The 23,794-nt window shown below is 70.5% G+C and carries 20 protein-coding genes and 2 pseudogenes; 14 read left to right on the top strand and 8 right to left on the bottom strand.

Annotation, left to right across the window (positions count from 1 at the left end):
• Positions 1-225: 225 nt before the first annotated feature.
• The 3 genes and pseudogenes from def to LY41_RS24165 form a co-directional block, all read right to left on the bottom strand.
• Positions 226-726 carry a peptide deformylase gene (def, locus tag LY41_RS02970; RefSeq protein ID WP_253862257.1) on the bottom strand — a complete coding sequence of 167 codons (501 nt, stop codon included), beginning with the start codon at positions 724-726 and terminating at the stop codon, positions 226-228.
• Between the two features lie 96 nt (positions 727-822).
• Positions 823-3,735 (bottom strand): annotated as a pseudogene (locus LY41_RS24170) (Lhr family ATP-dependent helicase); the annotation flags it as partial.
• Positions 3,736-3,963: 228 nt separating this feature from the next.
• A pseudogene (locus tag LY41_RS24165) lies at positions 3,964-5,640 on the bottom strand (DEAD/DEAH box helicase); the annotation flags it as partial.
• Positions 5,641-5,887: 247 nt separating this feature from the next.
• Between LY41_RS24165 and LY41_RS02960 the strand changes: the two are divergent.
• The 3 genes from LY41_RS02960 to LY41_RS02950 all read left to right on the top strand — a co-directional run bounded on the left by LY41_RS02960 (position 5,888) and on the right by LY41_RS02950 (position 8,065).
• Positions 5,888-6,082, top strand: coding sequence for a DUF3046 domain-containing protein (locus tag LY41_RS02960; protein WP_253862255.1), 195 nt, complete (start codon positions 5,888-5,890; stop codon positions 6,080-6,082).
• Positions 6,083-6,419: 337 nt separating this feature from the next.
• Positions 6,420-7,481: a recombinase RecA gene (gene recA, locus LY41_RS02955; RefSeq protein WP_253862254.1), complete on the top strand. Its 1,062-nt coding sequence runs from the start codon at positions 6,420-6,422 to the stop codon at positions 7,479-7,481.
• Between the two features lie 62 nt (positions 7,482-7,543).
• Positions 7,544-8,065 carry a regulatory protein RecX gene (locus LY41_RS02950; protein WP_253862865.1) on the top strand — a complete coding sequence of 174 codons (522 nt, stop codon included), beginning with the start codon at positions 7,544-7,546 and terminating at the stop codon, positions 8,063-8,065.
• A 129-nt stretch (positions 8,066-8,194) separates the two neighbouring features.
• Here LY41_RS02950 and LY41_RS02945 read toward each other — a convergent pair whose 3' ends face one another.
• The 4 genes from LY41_RS02945 to LY41_RS02930 form a co-directional block, all read right to left on the bottom strand.
• On the bottom strand, positions 8,195-9,070 hold the full coding sequence (locus LY41_RS02945; protein ID WP_253862253.1) for an amino acid ABC transporter permease: 876 nt from the start codon (positions 9,068-9,070) through the stop codon (positions 8,195-8,197).
• Entirely contained in the window at positions 9,067-9,735 is a 669-nt protein-coding gene (locus LY41_RS02940; protein ID WP_253862252.1) for an amino acid ABC transporter permease, read from the bottom strand. Before LY41_RS02940 ends, LY41_RS02945 begins: the two co-directional genes overlap by 4 nt.
• A gap of 85 nt (positions 9,736-9,820) precedes the next feature.
• Complete coding sequence (locus tag LY41_RS02935; protein WP_253862251.1) at positions 9,821-10,678, bottom strand: glutamate ABC transporter substrate-binding protein; 858 nt, start codon at positions 10,676-10,678, stop codon at positions 9,821-9,823.
• A 93-nt stretch (positions 10,679-10,771) separates the two neighbouring features.
• Complete coding sequence (locus LY41_RS02930) at positions 10,772-11,500, bottom strand: amino acid ABC transporter ATP-binding protein (RefSeq protein WP_253862864.1); 729 nt, start codon at positions 11,498-11,500, stop codon at positions 10,772-10,774.
• A gap of 263 nt (positions 11,501-11,763) precedes the next feature.
• On the opposite strand from LY41_RS02930, the gene miaB reads away from it, so the two are divergent.
• Both miaB and LY41_RS02920 read left to right on the top strand, forming a co-directional pair.
• Positions 11,764-13,248 (top strand): tRNA (N6-isopentenyl adenosine(37)-C2)-methylthiotransferase MiaB, encoded by a 1,485-nt coding sequence (miaB, locus tag LY41_RS02925; protein ID WP_308292192.1) that lies wholly within the window; start codon positions 11,764-11,766, stop codon positions 13,246-13,248.
• Positions 13,236-13,718: an Rv2732c family membrane protein gene (locus tag LY41_RS02920; RefSeq protein ID WP_372493059.1), complete on the top strand. Its 483-nt coding sequence runs from the start codon at positions 13,236-13,238 to the stop codon at positions 13,716-13,718. The genes miaB and LY41_RS02920 overlap by 13 nt, the downstream gene beginning before the upstream one ends.
• 110 nt (positions 13,719-13,828) lie before the next feature.
• Here LY41_RS02920 and LY41_RS02915 read toward each other — a convergent pair whose 3' ends face one another.
• Positions 13,829-15,139, bottom strand: a complete 1,311-nt coding sequence (locus LY41_RS02915) for a DUF349 domain-containing protein (protein ID WP_253862249.1) — start codon at positions 15,137-15,139, stop codon at positions 13,829-13,831.
• Positions 15,140-15,343: 204 nt separating this feature from the next.
• Between LY41_RS02915 and LY41_RS02910 the strand changes: the two genes are divergently transcribed.
• The 9 genes from LY41_RS02910 (at position 15,344) to LY41_RS02870 (ending at position 23,793) form a co-directional block, all read left to right on the top strand.
• Complete coding sequence (locus LY41_RS02910; RefSeq protein ID WP_253862248.1) at positions 15,344-16,054, top strand: class III extradiol ring-cleavage dioxygenase family protein; 711 nt, start codon at positions 15,344-15,346, stop codon at positions 16,052-16,054.
• The gene (gene miaA / locus LY41_RS02905) at positions 16,051-16,959 is read left to right on the top strand and encodes a tRNA (adenosine(37)-N6)-dimethylallyltransferase MiaA (protein ID WP_253862247.1); all 909 of its coding nucleotides are present in this window, start codon (positions 16,051-16,053) and stop codon (positions 16,957-16,959) included. Before LY41_RS02910 ends, miaA begins: the two co-directional genes overlap by 4 nt.
• A 10-nt stretch (positions 16,960-16,969) precedes the next feature.
• Positions 16,970-17,812, top strand: coding sequence for a diaminopimelate epimerase (gene dapF, locus LY41_RS02900; protein ID WP_253862246.1), 843 nt, complete (start codon positions 16,970-16,972; stop codon positions 17,810-17,812).
• A 235-nt stretch (positions 17,813-18,047) separates the two neighbouring features.
• Entirely contained in the window at positions 18,048-19,526 is a 1,479-nt protein-coding gene (folC, locus tag LY41_RS02895; RefSeq protein ID WP_308292191.1) for a bifunctional tetrahydrofolate synthase/dihydrofolate synthase, read from the top strand.
• The gene (locus tag LY41_RS02890) at positions 19,523-19,960 is read left to right on the top strand and encodes a DUF4233 domain-containing protein (protein ID WP_372493058.1); all 438 of its coding nucleotides are present in this window, start codon (positions 19,523-19,525) and stop codon (positions 19,958-19,960) included. Before folC ends, LY41_RS02890 begins: the two co-directional genes overlap by 4 nt.
• Before the next feature lie 149 nt (positions 19,961-20,109).
• Positions 20,110-21,696: an alkaline phosphatase D family protein gene (locus LY41_RS02885; protein WP_253862245.1), complete on the top strand. Its 1,587-nt coding sequence runs from the start codon at positions 20,110-20,112 to the stop codon at positions 21,694-21,696.
• A 125-nt stretch (positions 21,697-21,821) separates the two neighbouring features.
• Entirely contained in the window at positions 21,822-22,232 is a 411-nt protein-coding gene (gene ndk / locus LY41_RS02880) for a nucleoside-diphosphate kinase (RefSeq protein ID WP_253862244.1), read from the top strand.
• A gap of 90 nt (positions 22,233-22,322) precedes the next feature.
• The gene (locus LY41_RS02875; protein ID WP_253862243.1) at positions 22,323-22,742 is read left to right on the top strand and encodes a hypothetical protein; all 420 of its coding nucleotides are present in this window, start codon (positions 22,323-22,325) and stop codon (positions 22,740-22,742) included.
• Between the two features lie 94 nt (positions 22,743-22,836).
• Positions 22,837-23,793, top strand: a complete 957-nt coding sequence (locus tag LY41_RS02870; RefSeq protein WP_253862242.1) for an ABC transporter ATP-binding protein — start codon at positions 22,837-22,839, stop codon at positions 23,791-23,793.
• Position 23,794 lies beyond the last annotated feature (1 nt).

Here is a 23,794-nt window from a genome sequence, read left to right as displayed (position 1 = left end):
CAACCCTTTTGATCTTCCCAGGTCAGCCGCGTGTGGTGAGGTCTCCGGTGGTGCGCGCCACCGGAGGTCCGAGCGGCGTGCGGGCGTGTCCGCTTGACCCGATGGAAACGGAACGATCGGGCGGAACCGGAACGAACCAGGAGAAACGGGACGATCCGGCGGAAGCGGAACGACTCAGCGGAAACGGAACGCCCCGCCGGAAGCGGAACGGATCAGCGGAACGACTCAGCGGAGGCGGAACCAGTCGCGCGAGCGCATGTCCCGCAGCGCGGAGCGGCGCTGCTCGGTCGCCAGCCGGTCGAGGTAGAGCATGCCGTCGAGATGGTCCACCTCGTGCTGCAGGCACTGCGCGGTCACACCGTCGCCCTTCACCGTGACCGGCTGCTGGCGCAGGTCCACACCACGCACGACGGCGTACGTGGCGCGCCGTACCGGGTGCCGCAGTTCCGGCACGGAGAGACAGCCTTCGTCGATGTCGTGGGTGGTCTCGGCCAGTTCGACGATCTCGGGGTTCAGCACGTAGCCGACCGTGCCGTCGAGGCGGTAGCTGAACGCCCGCAGGCCGACGCCGATCTGCGGTGCGGCCAGTCCGGCGCGACCGGGCAGGTCGACCGTGTCCAGCAGGTCGTCGACGAGGCGCTTCGTCGTGTCGTCGAACCGGGTCACGGGATCGGCCACGGTCTTGAGCACCGGGTCACCGAAATACCGCAGTTCACGCACGGCCATCGCCAGTCGTCCTCCGTCGAGCTCGTGGTCGGGTGCGGAGCCGTCCGCACCGTGGTCGTCGGTGTGCCAGCGTAGAACCGGCCCGTTCGCCACCGGTCACGCCCGCAGCCGCAGGCCTTTCGGGGTCGCGCGGAAACCCGCCTCGCGCAGCACCTCCGCGAGCTGTGACGTCAGCGCCTGCTCACCGTCGGCGCGCTGAACCTGCAGTTTGCCCAGCCAGCCCTCCCGGACCGCGGTCGACAGGGCCTCGGCCGCCTGCCGCAGCGGCTCGGTGCGTTCGGTGAACGACAGCAGCGACCGGCCGCCGCGTTCGACGTACAGCGCGGGGACACCGTCGACCAGCACGACCAGCGCCCCGGCCTTGCGCGCCGGCCGGTGTTTCGTGCTGCCGAGCGGTTCGGGCCACGGCAGCGCCGCACCGTAGGGCTGGGCGGGATCGCTCGCCGCGAGCACCACGGCACCCGGGGTGTCCCGCGTTCCGGAGGTGTCGCTCGCCGCGCGTAACCGGTCGACCGCGCCGCGCGCGGCGAACTGCGCGGCGCCCAGGCCGTCGACGACGTAGCCGCGGATGACCTGGCCCGAGTCCTCCATGCTCCGCAGCACCTTGTAGATGCCGGAGAAGCCGCCCGTGACGCGTTCGGTGTCGAGGGCGCCCCTGGTCAGCACGCCGTGCCGTTCGAGGAACGACTCGGTGCGCGCGTGCGCCCGCCGGGTCGGATCGGTCTCCCTCGGCGGTGTCGGGCCCCATCGGCCCGCGACGGTCGGCGGTCCGGTGCGCGAGGGCATCGCGGGCCGGTTCGCGCGCATGCGGGCGTAGCGGCCGCGCGGTGCGGACCGGCGGGGTTTGTGCGCCGCGCCGCCCCCGGACACCTGCGCACGCAGCGGCGCGAGCGTGTCACCGGTGATGAGACCGGCCCACGTGAGATCCCACAGCGCCGCCACGACCGCGGAGTCGTCCGGGGGAGTGTCGAGCAACGGCGTCATCCGGTCGACGAGCTGGCGGAAGAACAGGGCACCGTGTTCGACCGCGGACAGCACGGCCTCGTGAACCGGCCCGGTCGTGGCGACGTCGCCGTCGGCCTCGGGCAGCAGCAGGTCGGCCACGTCGGCCGGTGCGAGCGTGATCCAGCCGTCCCCGCCGGACAGCGCGCCGCAGCCCGCCCAGACCACCTCGCCGGCGGTGGTCAGTTCGTCCAGCAGTGCCGGATGGTAGCCCGGCAGCCTGCTCGGCAGGATCAGCGATTCGAGCGCGCTGGCGGGCAGCGGTGCTCCGGCGAGCTGGTCGACCACCGACAGCACGTCGTCGGCCGTCGGTGCCGACCGCAGCCGTGCACCGATGCCGTGCCAGGAGGGCAGGAACCGGCCGAGCGCCGCCGGTTCGACGGGTTCGACCTCGGCCCGCAGCTTCGCCAGCGACGCGCGCCGCAGTCGTCGCAGTACCGCTGCGTCGCAGTATTCGACGCCGCCGGGTTCGTAGGGCTGTGGGTTCAGCTCACCGCGGACGAGCCTGCCGTCGGCGGTCAGCCGGTCGAGTACGCCCGTGGCCACGGCGGTACCGATCCCGAACCGTTCGGCCAGTTGTGCGGCCGCGAACGGCCCGCGCCCGCGTGCGTAGCGGGTGACGAGGTCGCCGAGCGGGTCGTCGACGGGCTCGGTGAAGGTCTCCGGCACGCCGACGGGCAGGGCCGCTCCCAGGGCGTCCCGTACCCGGCCCGCGTCCTCGATCGCCAGGTACCGGTCCTCGCCCGCGATGCGCACCACGATCGCCCGACGGCTGTCGGCCAGTTCGGTGAGCCATTCGCGGCGCACCCCGCGCGCTCCGGCCTCGTCGACCGTCAGGTCGCCCAGGAAGCGCAACAGGTCGGCCGTGTCCTCCGGGCCGCGGGCGTGGCGGTCCTCGTCGAGCCGCTGGAGTCCGCGTTCCACGTCCGCGATGGCCTCCGGGTCGAGCAGTTCCCGGACCGCTTCGGTGCCCAGCAGTTCCGCCAGCAGTGTCGAGTCGAGCGACAGTGCCGCCGCCCGGCGTTCGGCCAGTGGCGCGTCCGTCTCGTAGAGGAACATGCCGACGTAGCCGAACAGCAGACTGCGCGCGAACGGCGAGGCCGACGGCGTTTCCACCTCGACGAGTTTCACCGTGCGGCCCTGCACGTCGGTCATCAGTTCGCGCAGGCCGTCCACGTCGTAGACGTCCTGCAGGCATTCCCGCATCGCCTCCAGCACCACGGGGAAGCGCTCGTACTTGGCGGCCACACTCAGCAGCTGCGCGGCGCGTTGCCGTTGCTGCCACAGCGGGCTCCGCCTGCCCGGGTTGCGCCGCGGCAGCAGCAGCGACCGCGCCGCGCATTCGCGGAACCGGGCGGCGAACAGTGCCGAACCGCCGACCTCGGTGACGAGGAGCGATTCCACCTCGTCCGGGTCGAGCAGCACGTCCTCGCCGGTGAGGGTGATCTCCTGCCCGTCGGCGTCGAGTGCGTCGGGCAGGCGCAGCACGATGCCGTCGTCGGAATGCGCCGCCTGGGCGTCGACGCCGCGGGTCTCGCGCAGTCGTGCCGTGATCGCCAGCGCCCAGGGCGCGTTGACCTGCGCGCCGAACGGCGAGTGCACCACGACGCGCCAGTCGCCGAGCTCGTCGCGGAACCGTTCGAGCAGCAGGGTCCGGTCGTTGGGCACGTGCCGGGTTGCTTCGCGTTGTTCTCGCAGGTAGGCGAGCAGGTTTGCGGCCGCCCGGTCGTCGAGGCCCGCGTCGGCCGCGCGCCGCAGGGCGGTCTCGTCGCGGGAGCCGGACACCTCGCGCAGGAACGCCCCGAGCGCTCTGCCGAGCTCGAGCGGTCTGCCGGGCGCGTCGCCCTTCCAGAACGGCATACGTGCGGGCACGCCGGGGGCGGGAACGACGATCACGCGGTCGTGCGTGATGTCGGTGATCCGCCACGACGAGGTGCCCAGCAGGACGGTGTCGCCCACGCGGGATTCGTAGACCATCTCCTCGTCGAGCTCGCCGACGCGACTGCCCGAAGTACGTTTTCCCGCTGAGGGCGCGGGGGCACTGCCCGAAGTACGTTTTCCCTCTGAGGGCGCGGGGGCACTGCCCGAGGTACGTTTTCCCGCTGAGGGCGCGGGGGCACTGCCCGAGGTACGTTTTCCCGCTGAGGGCGCGGGGGCACTGCCCGAGGCACGTCTTCCCGCTGAGGGCACATCGGTACTGCCTGTCGCCTGTCCGTCGGTCGTGGGTTCGCCTGCCGGCCGGTCGCCGTCGTCGCCGGGTGTCGTCACGGTGAACAGGCCGCGGTCGGGGATGGTGCCGCCGGAGGTGACGGCCAGCCGCTGCGCACCGGGCCTGCCCTGCAGTTCGCCGGTGACGCGGTCCCAGGTGATGCGGGCGCGCAGTTCGCCGAACTCCTCGCTGGGGTAGCGCCCGGCGAGCATGTCGAGCACGGCGTGCAGCGCGTCGTCCGGCAGTGAGGTGAACGGGGCGGCGCGGCGCACGGTGGCGGCCACGTCGTCGACGGTGCGGGTGTCGAGCGCCACCATCGCCACGATCTGCTGGGCGAGCACGTCGAGCGGGTTGCGGGGGTAGCGGGTGGCTTCGATCGCGCCGGATGCCATGCGCTCGGCGGTGACGGCGCAGGAGACGAGGTCGCCGCGGAACTTCGGGAACATCACGCCGCTGGAGACCGCGCCGACGTGGTGGCCCGCGCGGCCGACGCGTTGCAGGCCCGAGGCGACGGTGGGCGGGGCCTCGATCTGTACCACGAGGTCGACCGCGCCCATGTCGATGCCGAGTTCGAGCGACGACGTCGCCACGACGCACGGCAATGCGCCGGTCTTGAGTTCCTCCTCCACCCGGGTGCGCTGCTGGCGGGACATCGAACCGTGGTGGGCCTTCGCCACGGTCGGGTCGGCACCCGTGGTCAGTCCGGATCCGCCGATGGCCTCTGCGGGGAACTCGTCGCCGGGTTCGAGTTCGGTGCGCTCGGCGGCGAGCTCGTTGAGCCGGGCCGTGAGCCGTTCGGCCAGCCGCCGTGAGTTGGCGAACACGATGGTCGATCGGTGCGCGCGCACCAGGTCCAGCACGCGCCCTTCGACCGACGGCCAGATGGACGGCTTCGGTGCCGCGGCGGCGGGTACTTCGTCCTCGAGCGACCCCGGTTCGGCGGGAGGAGCGGGGCCGTCCAGTTCGGCCATGTCCTCGACCGGCACCTCGACGCGCACCTCGACGGTCTTCGCCGCCTGCGGCTGGACGACCGTCACCGGCCTGCCGCCCGCGAGCAGGGAGCTCACCTCGTCGACGGGCCGGACGGTCGCCGAGAGCCCGATGCGCTGAGCCGGTGCCGACAGCAGATCGTCGAGGCGTTCCAGCGACAGCGCCAGGTGTACGCCGCGTTTGCCGCCGGTGACGGCGTGCACCTCGTCGACGATCACCGTCTCCACGCCCCGCAGCGACTCCCGCGACGACGACGTGAGCAGCAGGAACAGCGATTCCGGCGTGGTCACCAGCACGTCGGGCGGGGTGCGCTGGAACGACCGGCGTTCCGCCGGCGTGGTGTCACCGGTGCGCATGCCGACGGTGATGTCCGGAACGGGCAGGTCGAGTCGGCGGGAGGCCTGGTCGATCCCGGTCAGCGGGGAGCGCAGGTTGCGCTGGACGTCGACGGCGAGTGCCTTGAGCGGCGAGACGTACAGGACGCGGCATCGGTGTTTCGCGTCCTCCGGCGGCGCCGCGGTGGCCAGCCGGTCGAGCGCCCACAGGAAGGCGGCGAGCGTCTTGCCGGATCCGGTGGGTGCGATCACCAGCGCGTGCTCGCCCGCGTGCGCGGCCCGCCACGCGTCCTCCTGCGCGGAGGTGGGCGCGGCGAAGGCCCCCGCGAACCAGTCCCTGGTCGCGGGGGAGAAGAGGTCGAGTGCGCGGGCGGTCACGTCCCCATGATGCGGCCGGTCACCGACATTCCGGGGTCGGGGCCGGGGTGAGCTGCGGTTCCGGATCCGGTCCCGTCGTGTTGCGGCGGGTCATTTCCGGCGGTTGCGGCGGATCTGCACGACCAGCACGACGAGCGTCGCGGTCACGGTCGCGATGGAGGCCAGGGTGAGCGCGGTGGAACCCAGTCCGGAGTCGGGTGGCATGGTGCCCACGATACGGCGCCGGGCCGCGGCTACGCTGGCCTCGATGCGGATCACGGTGTTCCGTCGGCTGATGGCCGACGAGTTCGGCGCCACCAGGGCGGAGATGCTGGCCAAGGACCACGTGCTGAGCGGCCTCGGCGGCCGGACCGTCGAGGAGGCACTCGAGGCGGGCGAGTCCGCGAAGGAGATCTGGAAGCAGGTCTGCGCGGAGTTCGAGGTGCCGGCCGAACGCCGGTGAGGGGCGAAAATCCTGACTCATCGGGGTGTCGGGTTTCGACCTCGAACAGATGTTCTCTAGGATGTTGTCCACATCGGGGTTCGCCGTCCACAGATTCAGCGTGACTCGCGTCGACTGTCGGACCCCGCCCGTAGTGTCGGCCCCGGGTGACCGGCACACGTGATCCGGCATGCGTGCACCGGCTCGGTGCCGGCGCGCGAGCACGACCCGGGCACGGCAGACCCGGATACAACAGGCCCGGATACAACAGACCTGGATACAGCAGACCCGGATAACAGCAGGCCCGGATACGGCAGATCCGGCCACAGCAACCGCGAAGGCCAATGAGGTGGGTTCCATGGCAGCAGCATCGGACAAGGGTGCACCGGACAAGGGCAAGGCGCTCGACCTGGCGCTGGCCCAGATCGACAAGCAGTTCGGCAAAGGCTCGGTGATGCGACTGGGCGAGGACACCCGTCCGGCGGTCGAGGTCATCCCCTCCGGGGCCATTGCGCTCGACATCGCACTGGGTCTCGGCGGTCTGCCGCGCGGCAGGGTCATCGAGATCTACGGCCCCGAATCGTCCGGTAAGACCACCGTGGCGCTGCATGCCGTGGCGAACGCGCAGAAGAACGGCGGTATCGCCGCGTTCATCGACGCCGAGCACGCGCTCGACCCGGAGTACGCCAAGGTCCTCGGCGTCGACACCGACGCACTGCTGGTGTCGCAGCCCGACACCGGTGAGCAGGCGCTCGAGATCGCCGACATGCTGATTCGTTCGGGTGCGCTCGACGTCGTGGTCATCGACTCGGTGGCCGCACTCGTGCCGCGGGCCGAGATCGAGGGCGAGATGGGCGACTCCCACGTGGGTCTGCAGGCGCGGCTGATGAGCCAGGCGCTGCGGAAGATCGCCGGTGCGCTGCACAACTCCGGCACCAGTGCGATCTTCATCAACCAGCTGCGCGAGAAGGTCGGCGTGATGTTCGGTTCGCCGGAGACCACCACGGGTGGTAAGGCGCTGAAGTTCTACGCGTCGGTCCGCCTCGACGTGCGCCGCATCGAGACGCTCAAGGACGGTGGCGAGCCGGTCGGCAACCGCACCCGCGTGAAGGTCGTGAAGAACAAGGTCGCTCCGCCGTTCAAACAGGCCGAGTTCGACATCCTCTACGGCGTCGGCATCTCCCGTGAGGGCTCGCTCATCGACCTGGGTGTCGACCACAGCATCCTGCGCAAGTCCGGTGCCTGGTACACCTACGAGGGGGATCAGCTCGGGCAGGGCAAGGAGAACTCGCGCCGGTTCCTCAGGGACAACCCGGACATCGCCAACGAGATCGAGAAGAAGATCCTGGAGAAGCTCGGGGTGGGTGCCAAGGTCGACGCCGAGGAGGCCGCGGCCGAGCCTGCACCCGTCGAGTTCTGAGGGGCCTGCCGGTGAGCGAACCGGATTCGGCGGAGCCGCGGCGATCGCGCGCCCGCGTCCCGGTGTCCGAGCTTCCGCCGGAGGAGGCGAGGGCGAAGGCCAAGGAGACCTGTTTCGATCTCCTGGCCGCCCGCCCTCGCACCAAGGAGGAGTTGCGGTCGGCACTGGTGCGGAAGGGCTTCGAGGGCGAAGTCTGTGACGAGCTGCTGCGCAAACTCGACGATGCCGGACTGATCGACGACGCGGCGTTCGCCGAATCCTGGGTGCGATCCCGCCACACCCACCAGGGCCTGGCCAAGCGTGCGCTGGTCGCCGAGCTGCGGCGGAAGGGCGTCGACAGCGAGGTGGCCGCCGAGGCGGCGGGGGAGATCGACGCCGGTGCCGAGGAGGAACGCGCGCGGGAACTCGTCCGCAAGAAGCTGCGGACGATGACGGGCGTCGACGAGCAGAAGGCCACGCGCAGACTGCTCGGCATGCTCGCGCGCAAGGGCTATCCGCAGGGCCTGTCCTACGGCGTCGTGCGCGAGGAACTCCGTAACACCGGCGCCGAATCGACCCCGTTGGACGACGCCACCCCGGACTGACCGCGACCCCGCCGAAGCCGCCACCGTGGCGGGGCATACGACGCGAGGCATACGACGTGGGCCCGGCCACTTCATCATCGGTGAGAGCGGCCGGGCCCGTCGTCGTCGGAGCCGGAGCGAGTCGGACGGCTACACGTTGCGGCCGTTGTCGTCGACCGGCTTCACCACGTTTCCGGTGCTCGTCTTGCGCTGCCGCGACCACTTCTCGATCCAGCCTGCAGCGGCGGTGAGCAGGTTGTTCAGCAGGATGTAGATCACCGCGACGACGGCCATGGTGGCGATCGTGTTCGCGAAGTAGTTGTTCGCGATCGGCCGGATCTGGCTGAACAGGTCGGAGAAGCCCAGTGCGGCACCACCCAGTGCGGTGTCCTTCACGATCACGACGAGCTGGCTGACGATCGCGGGCAACATCGCGGTGACGGCCTGGGGCAGCAGCACGTTCGTCATGGTCTGCGCCTTACGCATGCCGATGGCCTTGGAGGCCTCGGTCTGGCCCGCAGGCAGCGACTGGATGCCCGCGCGCACCACCTCGGCGAGAACCGCTCCGTTGTACAGCACCAGCGCGGTGACCACGGCCACCAGCGGCCGGTAGTCCGAGTCGATGTCGGTGTACTCGACGTAGAACACGTTGGCGAAGACCATGAGGATCAGCACCGGAACGGCGCGGAAGAACTCCACCGCGGCGCCGGCGGGCACCCGGATCCACACGTGATCCGACAGCCGGAGGATGCCGAACAACGCCCCAATGGGCAGTGCGATCGCGATCGCCAGCGCCGCGGCGAGCAGTGTGTTCAGCAGACCGGGCAAGAGGAAGGTCGTCCACACCTGTCCGTCGGTGACGAACGGCCCCCACTTCTCCCAGGTCAGTTGCCCCTTCTCTTCCAGCGTCGCGAGGATCCACCAGCCGAGGCCGGCGAGCGCGAGAAGGAACAGCACCGTGTAGACGACGTTGCGTGCTTTGGCCTTCGGCCCGGGCACGTCGTAGAGGACGGAGGGAGCGCTCATCGTTTCACCGCCGCTTTCTTGGCGACCCGGCCCAGGAGGAGCCCGACGGGCAGGGTCAGGATGACGAAGCCCATCGCGAAGGTCATGAAGACCAGCCCGATGACGTCGCTCTCGTTCTCGATCATCTCGCTCATCAGCAGCGAGGCCTCGGCGACGCCGATGGTGCTGGCCACTGTCGTGTTCTTGGTGAGCGCGATCAGCACGCTGGTCAGCGGGCCGATCACGGACCGGAAGGCCTGCGGCAGCACGATCATGCGCAGGACCTGGCCGAAGCCGAGCCCCAGTGCCCGCGCCGCCTCGGCCTGTCCGACCGGGACGGTGTTGATGCCCGAACGCAGCGATTCGCACACGAACGTCGACGTGTACAGCACGAAGCCGAGGATGGCGAGCCGGAAGTTGGTCGTCGTGATGGTGTCCCCGGCCAGCGCAACATTCAGTGTCTGGTACAGACCGAGGGACATCGCGATGATGATCAGGGTCAGCGGGATGTTCCGCACGGTGTTGACGTACGCCGTGCCGAAGGCGCGCATGACGGGGACCGGGCTGACCCGCATACCGGCGAGGATCGTTCCCCAGATCAGCGAACCGATCGCCGAGTACACGGTGAGCTGCACGGTGACCCAGAAAGCGCCGAGTACGTCGTACTCGGTCAGAAAATCGAACACGTGGTGCTCCTCCGGAGACCGAACGAGCCCGGGCCGACCCCGTTGAGGCGGGCCCGAGCTCGATCGGGGTTCTGTCTCAGGTCAGTTACTCGACCACTTCGCCGACCGTCGGCGCCTCCGGAACCTCGTACCCGGCCGGCCCGAAGTGCTTCTCGGCGGCCTTCTTCCACTCACCGGAGTCGATCATCTTCTGGATCGCCTCGTCGAGCGCGTCCTGGCCCTCGGTGTCACCCGAGCGCAGGCCGATGCCGTAGTTCTCGTTGCTCAGCTCGGCGCCGGCCAGCTGGAACTTACCGGGCTGCTGGGAGGCGTACCCGGCGAGGATCGTGTCGTCGGTGGTGATCGCGTCGATGGCCTTGTTCTCCAGGCCGGTGAGGCACTCGGAGTAGCCGCCGTACTCCTGCAGCTGTGCGTTCGGGGCGAAGTCGTTCTTGACGTTCTGCGCCGAGGTCGATCCCTTGACCGAGCAGAGCTTCTTGTTCTTGTTGAGGTCCTCGGCGCCCTGGATCGAGTCGTCGCCCTTCCGCACGAGCAGGTCCTGGTGTGCCAGGAAGTACGGGCCCGCGAAGTCGACCGCCTCGTCGCGCTCGGGCGTGATCGAGTAGCTGGCGACGATCATGTCGACGTCGCCGTTCTGGATCATGTTCTCGCGCTGCGCGGACGGCGACTCGACGAACTCGATGTCACCCTCCTCGACGCCGAGCTCGCCGGCGACGTACGTGGCGACGTCGACGTCGAAGCCCTCGTACGAGCCGTCCGGCTTCTTCAGCCCGAGCCCGGGCTGGTCGATCTTGATGCCGACGGTCAGCGCACCGTTGTCCTCGGCGCGCTGGACGAGCGACTTGTTCGCGTCCTCCTCGCTGTTCGGTTGGCCGCAGGCCGCGAGCGTCAGGCCGACCGCCGCCACCAGGGCGCCGGTACGTAGTACTCGGCTGAAACGCATGTCGTGTTCCTTCCGTTTGCCAGGTGGTTCGCCCGCCTCCGGCGGGTGTCCGGACAGGCCCCGATAGGGGTATCTCGGGGCCGGGGTGTGCGGTCAGTGGGTCAGGATCTTGCCGAGGAAGTCCTTCGCCCGATCGGTCTTCGGGTCGGAGAAGAAGTCCCCGGGGGTCGAATCCTCGACGACCTCGCCGTCGGCCATGAACAGCACGCGGTGTGCGGCCCGACGGGCGAAGCCCATCTCGTGGGTGACGACCACCATGGTCATGCCCTCGTCGGCGAGCGACGTCATCGTGTCGAGCACCTCCTGGACCATCTCGGGGTCCAGTGCGGAGGTCGGCTCGTCGAACAGCATCACCTTCGGCTTCATGGCCAGCGCCCGGGCGATCGCCGCGCGCTGTTGCTGGCCACCCGAGAGCTGTGCCGGGTACTTGTCCGCCTGGTCGGCGATGCCCACCCGCTCGAGCAGCTCCATCGCTGTGGTGCGGGCCTCGCTCTGCGAGACCTTGCGCACCTTGACCGGACCGAGCGTGACGTTCTCGACGATCGATTTGTGCGCGAAGAGGTTGAACTGCTGGAACACCATGCCGACGTCGGCACGCAGTGCCGCCAGCGCCTTGCCCTCGGCGGGCAGCGGTTCGCCGTCGACCTCGATCGTGCCCGAGTCGACCGGCTCGAGGCGGTTGATGGCGCGGCAGAGGGTCGATTTGCCCGACCCGGACGGCCCCAGCACGACCACGACCTGCCCGCGCGGGACCTCGATGTCGATGTTCTTCAGTACGTGCAGGTCACCGAAGTACTTGTCCACGGACGCCGCCTTGATCATCGGCGGGGTGGCCGTGGACGCGCCGCCGGAGCCGGACGCCTCGGTACTCAAATCTTGCCTCCATAACGGTGAGCTGCCGGTTCGACGAGCATGTCCGGCAACCCCGAGATTGAACACCATAGGGTCAATCCCGGTGCGCCATTTAAGTCAAATCGCAATCTTTCGCCCCGGATTCGCCTACGGCGCGTGATCGGGGCCGCTCGCGGGAGCCTAAGTCACCCGGCCCCGCGGCGCTGCGCCGAGGGGCTGTTTACCCTGGAGATGTGACCCGTTCGTACTCCATCCGCACCTTCGGCTGCCAGATGAACGTCCACGACTCCGAGCGTCTCGCGGGGCAATTGGAGGACGCGGGCTACGTCGCGGCGCCCGAAGGCGACGCCGCCGATGTCGTCGTGCTCAACACGTGCGCCGTGCGGGAGAACGCCGACAACAAACTGTACGGCAACCTCGGTCACCTGCGCGCCCGCAAGAACGAGAAGCCCGGGATGCAGATCGCGGTCGGCGGGTGCCTGGCCCAGAAGGACCGCGGCGACATCGTCAAGCGCGCGCCCTGGGTCGACGTCGTGTTCGGCACCCACAACATCGGCTCGTTGCCGACGCTGCTCGAGCGTGCCCGCCACAACGCCGAGGCCGAGGTCGAGATCCTCGAATCGCTCGAGACGTTCCCGTCCACGCTGCCCGCTCGGCGCGACTCGGCCTACTCGGGCTGGGTGTCGATCTCGGTGGGCTGCAACAACACGTGCACGTTCTGCATCGTGCCGTCGCTGCGTGGCAAGGAGCGCGACCGCAGGCCGGGCGAGGTGCTGGCCGAGGTCGGGGCGCTGGTTGCCGAGGGCGTGCTCGAGGTGACGCTGCTCGGTCAGAACGTCAACTCCTACGGCGTCGAATTCGGCGACCGGTACGCCTTCGGCAAGCTGCTCCGTTCCTGCGGGTCGGTCGACGGGCTGGAACGCGTGCGGTTCACCTCGCCGCACCCGGCCGCGTTCACCGACGACGTGATCGACGCGATGGCCGAGACCCCGAACGTCTGCCACCAGCTGCACATGCCGTTGCAGTCCGGTTCGGACCGGATCCTGAAGGCGATGCGCCGGTCGTACCGGTCGGACCGGTTCCTGTCCATCTTGGACAAGGTGCGCGCCGCCATGCCCGACGCCGCGATCACCACCGACATCATCGTCGGCTTTCCCGGCGAGACGGAGGAGGACTTCGAGCAGACGCTCGAGGTGGTGCGCCGGGCGCGGTTCTCGAGCGCGTTCACGTTCCAGTACTCGAAGCGCCCCGGCACGCCCGCCGCCGAACTCGAGGGCCAGCTGCCCAAGGAGGTCGTCCAGGAGCGGTACGAGCGGCTCGTCGCGCTGCAGGACGAGATCTCCTGGGAGGAGAACCTCAAGCAGGTCGGCAAGCGGGTCGAACTGCTCGTCGCCACGGGCGAAGGCCGCAAGGACGCGGAGACGCAGCGCATGAGCGGTCGTGCCCGTGACGGCAGGCTCGTGCACTTCACGCCCACCGGCCCGGAGATCGACACGGCCGTGCGGCCCGGTGACATCGTCGAGACCACCGTGACCTACGCCGCGCCGCACCATCTCGTGGCCGACGGTGACCTGCTCGGCCACCGCAGGACCAGGGCGGGCGACAACGCCGAGGCGGGGCAGCGCCCCAAGACCGACGGCGTCAGCCTCGGCCTGCCGGGCTTCGGCCAACCCGCCGAAGCAGTTGCGGCGAGCACGGCGACGGGATGCGGACTGTGACCGACGACGAACGCGACCCGGCCGTCGACGAGCTCGGCGCCGACGTCGACGCCGCCGTGTCCAGGGCGGCGAAGACCATCGAGCCCGGCCGGTCCGGATTCACGATCTCCGTCGTCGTGTTCGTGGCGCTCGTCGCGCTGCTGCTGCCGTGGGCCGGTGGTGAGCCCGGCTGGCGCATGTTCGCAGGCGACGGCGGCGCGATCCCGCTGCTGTTCGCGTCGACCAGCTCACTGTTCGCGATCCTCGCCTCGGCCGCGGCGCTGGTGACCCGTCGCTGGTGGCTCAGCTGGATCTGCACGGTCGGGTGCTGGGTGTCGTCGGTGGACGGGATGCTGGCCATCTGGTCGCAGCAGTCGTCACCCGTGAGCGGGCACCCCGGTGCCGGCCCCGGCTTCGGGATGATCCTGATGCTGATCTGCGTCGTGGTGCTCGCCGTGCAGTGGACGCGCCTCGCATGGTCGCGCTCCTGACTCGGCCACCCCGATGACGCCGTACTGCTGACGCCCTGCAGTCCGGACGCCCTGCACTCCGGACGGCCCCGTGCCCGGCACCCTGCGGAACCGGGCACGGCGCGTCGGGGTCAGCGGTCGGTGATGGCCGCCTCGGCGGCGGACAGCCATTCGCGCCACTGCGCGGCCTGCTGCTCGGCCTTCGCGGCGCGCTTCTCGTCCCCGGCGTCGCGTGCCTTGGCTGCCTGATCCTCGAACTGCGCGACCTTCTCGCGGAACTGCGCCACCCGCGCCTGGGCCTCGGGGTCGGTGCGCCGCCACCGCGCGTCCTCGGCCCCGCGCACCCGGTCCTGCACCGCCTTGAGCCTGCCGTCGAGTTCGCTGATGCGTTCGCGCGGCACCTTGCCGACCTCGTCCCACTGCTCCTGAATACGGCGCAGCTGCGAGCGCGCGGCCTCGAGGTTCGCCGCCGGATCGATCTTCTCGGCCTCGACCAGCAACTCCTCCTTGCGGGAGGCGTTCTCGGCGAACTCGGCGTCCCGCTCGGAGAAGGCCGCAGCCCTGCGGGAGAAGAACGCGTCCTGGGCGGCGCGGAACCGCTGCCACAGTGCGTCGTCCGAGTCCTTCGGCGCTCGGCCCGCGGCCTTCCAGTCGGCCATGAGCTGCTTGTACCGCGCGGCGGTCGGGCCCCAGTCGGTCGACTCGGTCATCGACTCGGCCTCGGCGATGAGTTCTTCCTTCTGCCGCTTCGCCGTTGCGCGCTGCTTGTCCAGTTCGGCGAAGTGCGAACCGCGCCTGCGGTTGAACGCCTCCCGCGCCTTGGAGAACCGCTTCCACAGCTCGTCGTCGGTCTTGCGGTCGATACCCTTGATCGTCTTCCACTCGTCGAGGATCGCCTTGAGCCGGTCGCCCGCCCACTTCCACTGCGTCGACTCGGCCGCGATCTGCTCGGCCTCGGCGGCGAGTTCCTGCTTGCGGGCGACGGCCTCGGCGCGGGCCTGCTCCCGCTTCTCCCTGACCTGCGAGACCGCCTGCTCGGCGTGCGCGATCACGGCGTCGAGCTTCGCGGCCAGCGCCTCGACGTCGCCGACGATCGCGGCCTCGGCCAGGCCGTCCTTGATCTGCGTGGCGCTGCTGAGCGCCTGTCTCGGATCGCCCGCCCCGGAGGAGATGCGGGTCTCGAGCAGCTCCACCTCGGTGCGCACGTCGTCGAACCGCCGCGCGAAGTGGACCAGGCCCTCCTCGGCGGTCCCCGCCTGCCACACGCCGACCTGTCGTTCACCGCCGGCGGTGCGGACGAACACCGCACCCTCGTCGTCGATGCGGCCCCAGCGTTCGGGATGCGATTCCGCCGTGGGAACCGTGGATGCGGCCTGTGTGTGCGGCACCTCGCTGGGCGCCGGGACATGCGTCGTGTGCTCCGGGGTGTTCTGCTCGGCCATGGCCGGCTCCTTCTCACCTAGGCCCTGGTGCGGGCGCCCCGCCGCGGGCGGGGCCGGGTGGTGCTGTCGGTGTCTCACTGTGAATCGTGCGTCCGGGGGCGTGCTGCCCGCATTCAAACAGGTCAGCGCGGTTCTCGGTACTCCGTTGGCGCAAGATTGCCTCAAGACGTACCGCAGAGAGTGCTGCCGGTAGCCTCTGGACGCGTGATCTCGTGTGCCGTCGTGGTTCCCGCCGCGCCGCTGCTGGTACCCGAGCTGGTACCCGGTACGCGGCTCGGAGACACGGTGCGTGCTGCCGCCGTCGACGCGGCGTCCCGACTGCCGTCGCGGTGGCTCGCGGTGGGCGCGGGCGAGGCCGGGGGCGTGCCCGCGGCCGTCGACGCCGACCGGGTGGGCACGTTCCGTGCGTTCGGTGCCGACGTGGTCGTGCCGCTCGCCGAGGACTCCGCAGGTCCGCCCGAGGACCTGCCGCTGCCTGCGCTCGTCGCGGCGTGGTTGCGGGCGCGGGTGGGCGCGGAGTCGGTGCGGACCGAGCTGGTCGCCGAGGACGCGAGCCTCGCCGACTGTGCGGCGCTCGGCGACGAGCTGGCCGCGGCCGATCCCGGAGGGCCGCTCGGGCTGCTGGTGGTCGGTGACGGCTCCGCGCGCAGGGACACCGCGCCGCCCGGCGAGGAGGACGGCCGCGCCGCAGGCTTCGACACGGCCGTTGCCGCGGCGCTCGCCGACGCCGACGTGCAGGCCCTGCTCGATATCGACCCCGTCCTGGCGAGCGAGCTCCGGGCGGCGGGCCGTGCCCCGTGGCAGGTCCTGGCCTGCTTCGGTCGGGCCCGCGCGAGCGCCTGGCGCGGTGAACTGCTGTATTCCGACGCTCCGCGCGGCGTCGGGTACCACGTCGCGTGCTGGGAGGCCGGATGAGCGTCAGGCCGGTCGCGGTGGTCGGGCCGACGGCCACGGGGAAGACGGCGCTCGGTGTGGACCTGGCCCTGTCCCTGGGAGGGGAGGTCGTCAACGCCGACGCCATGCAGCTGTACCGCGGGATGGACATCGGCACGGCGAAGGCGACCGTGGCGGAACGCCGGGGCGTGCCGCACCGGCTGCTCGACGTACTCGACGTGACGGAGACGGCGTCGGTGGCGGCCTACCAGCGGGATGCGCGCGGCGAGGTGGAGCGGTTGCTGGCCGAAGGCCGGGTGCCGGTGCTGGTCGGCGGATCGGGTCTGTACGTGCAGGCGGTGCTCGACGATCTGCGGTTTCCCGGCACGGACCCGGAGGTGCGGGCCGCACTGGAGGCCGAGGCCGATCGGCTCGGCGCCGCGGCGCTGCACGAGCGGTTGGCGACGCTCGACCCGGACGCCGCCGCGGCCATCCTTCCGGGGAACGTGCGCCGGATCGTGCGCGCGCTGGAGGTCGTCGAGATCACCGGACAGCCCTTTTCGGCGAATCTGCCGACGCCGGGTGAGCCGCGATACGACGCGGTGCTGGTCGGCGTGGACCGTGACGTCGCCGAGCTGGACGAACGGGTGAACCTGCGCGTGGAGCAGATGTTCGCCGACGGGTTCGTCGACGAGGTGCGCGCCCTGGAACGGCGGGGACTGCGGGAGGGCAGGACGGCGTCGAGGGCGCTGGGATACCAGCAGGTGCTGGCTGCGCTCGATGCCGGGACCGGCGATTTCACGCAGGCCGCCGACGAGACGGCGCAGGCGACGCGGCGGTTCGTGCGCAAGCAGCGCAAGTGGTTCCGGCGCGACACCCGCATTCACTGGTTCGACGGCGGTGACCCGGAGCTGGGCGAGCACGTCCGGCGCCTGGTGACGCCGTAATCTGGACGGCATGGGTGGAATCGAGTTCCTCAAAGGGCACGGCACGCAGAACGACTTCGTGCTCCTGCCCGACGCGGCCGGTGCGCTGGAACTGACGCCGGAGCGCGTCGCCGCGCTGTGCGACCGGCAGCGCGGTCTCGGCGCGGACGGCGTGCTGCGGGTCGTGCGTACGTCCGCGCTCGGCGATGACGTGCCGGGCGTGACGGACTCGGACGCCGAGTGGTTCATGGACTACCGCAACGCCGACGGTTCGGCCGCGGAGATGTGCGGCAACGGGGTGCGCGTGTTCGCGCGCCATCTCGTCGAGACCGGCCTGGAGGAGCGGCGGGAGTTCGCCGTCGGCACCCGTGCGGGCGACCGGCCGGTGCAGGTGCACCCGGATCTGTCGGTGACCGTGGCGATGGGACCGGCGCGCGTCACCGGTTCGTCGGTCGCGGTCGTCGACGGCCGGGAGCTGTCCGGGGTGGCCGTCGACGTCGGCAATCCGCACCTGGTGTCCACGATGGACGACGACGTGGGCGGTCTCGACCTGCGGGAATCCCCCCGGTTCGACCACGACTTCTTCCCCGACGGCGTCAACCTCGAATTCATCAACACGATCGAGCCCGGTGCGCTGCGCATGCGGGTGTACGAGCGGGGTGTGGGGGAGACCCGCGCGTGCGGAACGGGCACCGTGGCCGCCGTCGCGGCGGCGCTGCACCTCTCGGGTACCGATCAGGGCTCGTCCACGGTGGATATCGTCGGTGGGCGGGTGACCGTGACGGTCGACCGCGAGGGTTCCACCCTGACCGGGCCCGCCGCGTTCGTCGCCCGCGGCGAACTCGACCCCGGCTGGTGGGATTCGATCACCTGACCTCGCGCGTGTCCTGCGCCCACCCGTCGCCCGACCACCTGCCCGAGTGCAGAACACGCGGGGCCGAGTGCAGAACACGCGGGGCCGAGTGCAGAACACGCGGGGCTGAGTGCAGGGCACGCGGGAGTGTGGTTCGGCCGAGGGTGTGGCCGTCGTCGACACGCGGCCGCACGTAGACTCGGGTGTGTCATCGCAGGACCAGCAGGGATCGCAGGATCAGCAGGGGAGAGTGTGCGTGTCGGACGACGAAGAGGAGTTTCCGCCCGAACTCAGCGAGGGCGACAACTTCATCGCCGGTCCGTTGCCGGACGACCCCGAGCCGCTCAGCGACGAGGACGAGGCTGCCATCGAGCAGCAGTCACGGCGTGAGCTGCAGATCGTCGAGGCCGAGCTGAACGAGCGCTGGCCGGAGACGAAACTCGAGCCGTCGCTGACGCGGATCGCGGCGCTGGTGAACCTGCTCGGCGATCCGCACCGGACGTACCCGGTGCTGCACGTCGCCGGCACCAACGGCAAGAGCTCCGTTGCACGCATGATCGAGGCGCTCATGACCCAGATGGGCCTGCGCGTCGGCCGCTACACCAGCCCGCACCTGCAGCTGGTCACCGAGCGGATCAGCATCGACGGGCAGCCGATCTCGGCCGAACGCTACGTCGACACCTACCGCGACGTCGCACCGTTCGTGCAGATGGTCGACCAGGCGGGCGGTCCGGACGCGCCGCCGATGAGCAAGTTCGAGGTGCTCACCGGCATGGCGTTCGCCGCGTTCGCCGACGCGCCCGTCGAGGTCGCCGTGCTGGAGACCGGGATGGGCGGTGCGTGGGATGCCACGAACGTCGCGGACGGCCAGGTCGCGGTCATCACACCGGTGGGCATCGACCACGCCGACTATCTCGGTGACGACCGCGCGACCATCGCCGGGGAGAAGGCGGGCGTCATCAAGCCCGAATCCGTGGCGGTGGTCGCCGAACAGGAACCCGACGCCGAGCGCGTACTGCTGGAACGCACCGTCGAGGTCGACGCGGCCGTTGCGCGTGCGGGCAGTGAGTTCACCGTGCTGGACCGCACCATGGCCGTCGGCGGGCAGATGCTCACGATCCAGGGCCTCGGCGGGGTGTACGAGGAAGTGTTCCTGCCGCTGCACGGCAAACACCAGGCCGACAACGCCGCACTCGCCCTCGCCGCGGTCGAGGCCTTCTTCGGCGCGGGCAAGGAACGCCAGCTCGTCGGTGACTCGGTGCGCGCGGCGTTCGCCGAGATCGTCACCCCGGGCAAGCTGGAACGGGTCCGTGCCGCGCCCGCAGTGCTCGCCGACGCGGCCCACAACCCGCACGGTGCCGCCGCGCTCGCCGCCACGATCGGCGAGGAATTCGCGTTCCGCCGCCTCGTCGCGGTCGTCGGCGTGCTCGACGACAAGGACGTCCGCGGCATCCTCGAGGCGATCGATCCCGTCGTCGACGAGGTCGTCGTGACCGTCAATTCCTCGCCGCGCGCGATGCCGGCCGAGCAGCTGGCCGAGCTGGCGATGGCGGTCTTCGGCGAGGAACGTGTGACCGTCGAACCCGCACTCGACACCGCGATCGAGACGGCGATCGCCCTGGTCGAACAGCCCGACGACCCCGAGGAACCCCTCGCGGGTGGCGGTGTGCTGGTCACCGGTTCGGTGGTCACCGCGGGCGAGGCCCGCACCCTGTTCGGCAAGGAGCCCGCATGACCGACGACGGCACCACCGGTACCGGGGCGGCGGGCGGCGTGGGTTCGGCCGATGCCGCACCCGCCCCGGAGACCGATCCGATGAAGGGCTTCCGTGGCGTCCAGGCCGGCACACTCGTCATCGAGGCGATCGTCGTCGCCCTGGCGCTGCCCGTGGTCGGCACACTCGGTGACGGCATCACCAGCTTCCAGGGCTGGACCGTCATGGCCGTCGTCGCCGCGCTGGTCGTGCTGTGCGGCTTTCTGACGAAGCCGTGGGCGATCGGCGTGGTGCTGAGCCTGCACGCCGTGTTGCTGGTGTTCGTCGTCGCCCTGCCGTCGATCGCGGTGATCGGGCTCGTGTTCCTCGGCGTGTGGTTGTGGCTGCTGTGGCTGCGCCGCGACGTCTCCCGGCGCATGGCCGAAGGCACCCTTCCCAGTCAGCAGCAGGGCTAGGAACTTCGGTTCCCGGTTCGCGTAGGGGTGCGGGCAGGCGGCCAGGTCCGCGCGACGTCGTCGCACCGAACCGGCGCTCGGGCCCGTCGTTCATCGTCCGGCCATTCCGTGTTGACGCGCTGGCTCTGCTCGCGCGATAGAAGTGCGGCATGACTGATCTCCCTCCCCGTCACGATGTTCCCGGAGCCGGTGCCGGCCTCGATCGCCGCACGTTGCTGAAAGCGAGTGCCGCCGTCGGCGCCGGCGCATTCGCCACCACCGCGCTGACCGGCGGTACGGCCGCCGGCGTCGTCCGCTCCGGTCGTCCGGTCCTCACCCACGGCGTGCAGTCCGGCGACGTCGACACGCACTCGGCGATGGTGTGGACGCGCGCCGACCGCCCGTCGCGGATGCGGGTCGAGGTGTCGGCCGACCCGTCGCTGCGCCGCAGCCGCGTCCTGCGCGGCCCCGTGCTGAGCCCCGAGACCGGCGGTACCGGCAAACTGCGCGTGCGCGGCCTGCCGACGGGTGCCGAGGTGCACTACCGCGTCACCGCCGAGGACCTGGACGGGCGCGTGACGTCCGAGCCGGTCACCGGCAGGCTCCGCACCGCTCCGCGAGGCCGCTCCGACGTCCGCCTCACGTGGTCCGGCGACGTCGCGGGCCAGGGCTGGGGCATCAACGCCGACATCGGCGGCATGCCCGCCTACACGGCCATGGCCGAGCGCAGGCCCGACCTGTTCCTGCACTGCGGTGACACCGTCTACGCCGACGGTCCCCTCGAGGAGTCGGTGGCGTTGCCCGACGGGCGCGTGTACCGCAACCTCGTCACCGAGGCCAAGTCGAAGGTCGCCGAGACGCTCGAGGAGTACCGCGGCCAGTTCGCCTACAACCTGCTCGCCGACAGCGTCCGCGAGTTCAACGCCGTCACCCCGAGCTACGTGCAGTGGGACGACCACGAGGTCGTCAACAACTGGTACCCCGGCGAGATCCTGGACCTGCCCGAGTACACCGAGAAGCGCGTCGACGTGCTGGCGCAGCGGGCATTCCGGGCGTTCCACGAGTGGCACCCGATCGACCCGAAGTCCGCCGAGGACGGGCGCGTGTACCGCAACTTCGCCTACGGCGACCACGTCGAGGTGTTCGTGCTCGACATGCGCAGCTACAAGGACCGCAACGACGGCGACGCCCACCGCGACGGTTCCGTGCTGGGCGAGCGGCAGGCCGCGTGGCTCGTCCGCGCCCTGGCCCGCAGCAGGGCGACGTGGAAGATCGTGCAGGCCGACCTGCCCGTCGGCCTCGTCGTCGCCGACGGCGACTCCGGCGACATGGAAGGCGTGTCCAACGGCGTCGGCGGCGCCCCGGGCGGCCGCGAGACCGAACTGGCGTGGGTGCTGTCGCAGATCGCGCGCAGGCAGGTCCGCAACGTCGTGTGGCTGACCGCCGACGTGCACTACACGGCCGCCCACCACTATTCCCCCGAGCGCGCGAGCGTCACCGACTTCGCCCCGTTCTGGGAGTTCGTCTCGGGCCCGTTGCACGCGGGCGCGTTCGGCCCCGGCGACCTGGACGGCACGTTCGGGCCGGAGGCCGTGTTCACGCACGCGCCGCCGGCCGACGGGCAGAACGCCTCGCCGATGGAGGGCTTCCAGCACTTCGGCGAGCTCAACGTGGACGGCGAGAGCGGCGCCCTGACCGTCGACCTGCGCGATGGCACCGGCGCCTCCCTCTGGTCGACGACCCTGCAGCCGGAATGACGTTCTGCAGCCGGACTGACGTCCTGGAACCGGCATGAGCGGCCGCGCCCGCCCTCACGAGAAGGCGAGGGGACGGACCGCTACGCTTTTTCCAATACCGTTTTGTGTTGAAGGAGAAATACCCCGTGACTGAGCGCACGTTGGTTCTGGTCAAGCCCGATGGCGTCAAGCGGGGCCTGGTCGGTGAGGTCATCTCGCGCATCGAGCGCAAGGGACTGTCGCTCGCCGCGATGGACCTGCGCACCGTCGAGCGTTCCGTGGCCGAGGAACACTACGCCGAGCACAAGGACAAGCCGTTCTTCGGCGAGCTCGTCGACTTCATCACCTCGGGTCCGCTCGTGGCGATGACCGTCGAGGGGCCGCGGGCGATCTCCGCGTTCCGTCAGCTGGCCGGCGGCACCGACCCCGTCGAGAAGGCGACGCCGGGCACGCTCCGCGGCGACTACGCCCTCGAGGTGCAGTTCAACCTGGTGCACGGCTCCGACTCGCCCGAGTCGGCCGAGCGCGAGCTGAAGCTCTGGTTCGGCAGCCTCTGAGGCACGTCGAGCATTCCGGACACGGTGGCCGCTTCCTCCCGTGAGGAGGCGGCCACCGTCGTTCGTGAGGGGAGTTCGTGAGGGGAACCGATGACCCAGCCGTACGGCCACGGCCCGCAGGGCCCGCAACAGCCGCAAGGGATGCCCGGCCCGCACGGCGCGCCCTGGCAGGCACCCGGGCCGTATCAGCAGCCACCTGGGCCGGGGTGGCCGCAGCAGCAACCGCCGTACGGAGCCGTCCCGCCGGGTGGCGGGCCGCCCGCGCCGCGCGGGCCCGACGGATTGTCGATCACGGCGCTCGTCCTCGGCATCCTCGCCCTGCTCGGGGCTGGTCTGCTCAACACGATCCTGTCGGTGCTGCTCGCAGTCGTCGCGTTGTCGTTGTCGATCCCCGCGGTGAATACAGCCCGTTCGGCTCGCCGTCCGATCGGCATGGCCGTGACTGGGCTGGTGCTTGCTGTGGTCGCGATCCCTACGCGGTTCGTACTCCTGGGCCTGGTGTTTCTGTAACAGCGGGTTGCATCGTCCCCGCCTGCTGCGTCGACATTCGTCGTTTCCTGTCGGTGGGGTGTGGCAATGTTCGGCGGGTGAGCGGTGAAACCACATGAGCGGTGAGACGGCGGCAGCTCCGATGGCGGCAGCCCCGATGGTGGAGGCCAAGGCGCTGGTGAAGCGCTTCGGTAATGTCGAAGCCGTGCGCGGGATCGACGTGCAGGTGCGGACGGGCGAGGCGTTCGGCTTCCTGGGCCCGAACGGCGCCGGCAAGTCGTCGACGATGCGGATGATCGCGTCGACCTCGCCCCGGTCCGACGGCGACCTGCGCGTGCTGGGCATGGACCCGGACGTCGACGGGCCGCGGATCCGTGCCCGCCTCGGGTCGGTGCCGCAGCAGGACACGCTCGACACCGAACTGACGGTCCGACAGAACCTGCAGATCTACGGCCGCTACTTCGGCATGTCGCGGGCCGCGGTCCGCCGCAAGGCGACCGAGCTGATGGAGTTCGCCCAGCTCTCCGACCGCGCCGACGACCCGGTGGACACGCTCTCCGGTGGCATGAAACGGCGGCTGACGATCGCCCGTTCCCTCGTGAACGACCCCGACCTGCTGCTGCTCGACGAACCGACCACCGGGCTCGACCCGCAGGCGCGGCACATGCTGTGGGACCGGTTGTTCCGGCTCAAGGCCGGCGGCGTCACGCTCCTCATCACCAGCCACTACATGGACGAGGTCGAGCAGCTGTGCGACCGGCTCGTCGTCATGGACGACGCCCGCATCGTCGCCGAGGGGTCGCCCTCGGAACTCATCGCCCGGTATTCGACCCGTGAGGTGCTCGAACTGCGGTTTCCACCGGGTGAGCAGGGCGGTGTCGCCGAGCGGGTGGCGGAGCTCGGCGAGCGGGTCGAGGAGCTGCCGGATCGCGTGCTCGTCTACACCGGGGACGGCGAACGTGCGCTGGAACAGGTCCACGGCCGCGACGTGCGGCCCGTGTCGAGTCTCGTCCGGCGCAGCACGCTCGAAGACGTCTTCCTGCGGCTGACCGGCCGCACGCTGGTGGACTGAC

It is taken from the genome of Prauserella halophila, assembly GCF_024171895.1.
GTDB classification, from domain to species: Bacteria; Actinomycetota; Actinomycetes; order Mycobacteriales; family Pseudonocardiaceae; genus Prauserella; species Prauserella halophila.
The sequence above is the reverse complement of the archived record's forward strand: the minus strand, read 5'-3'. Positions and strand labels throughout refer to the sequence as shown.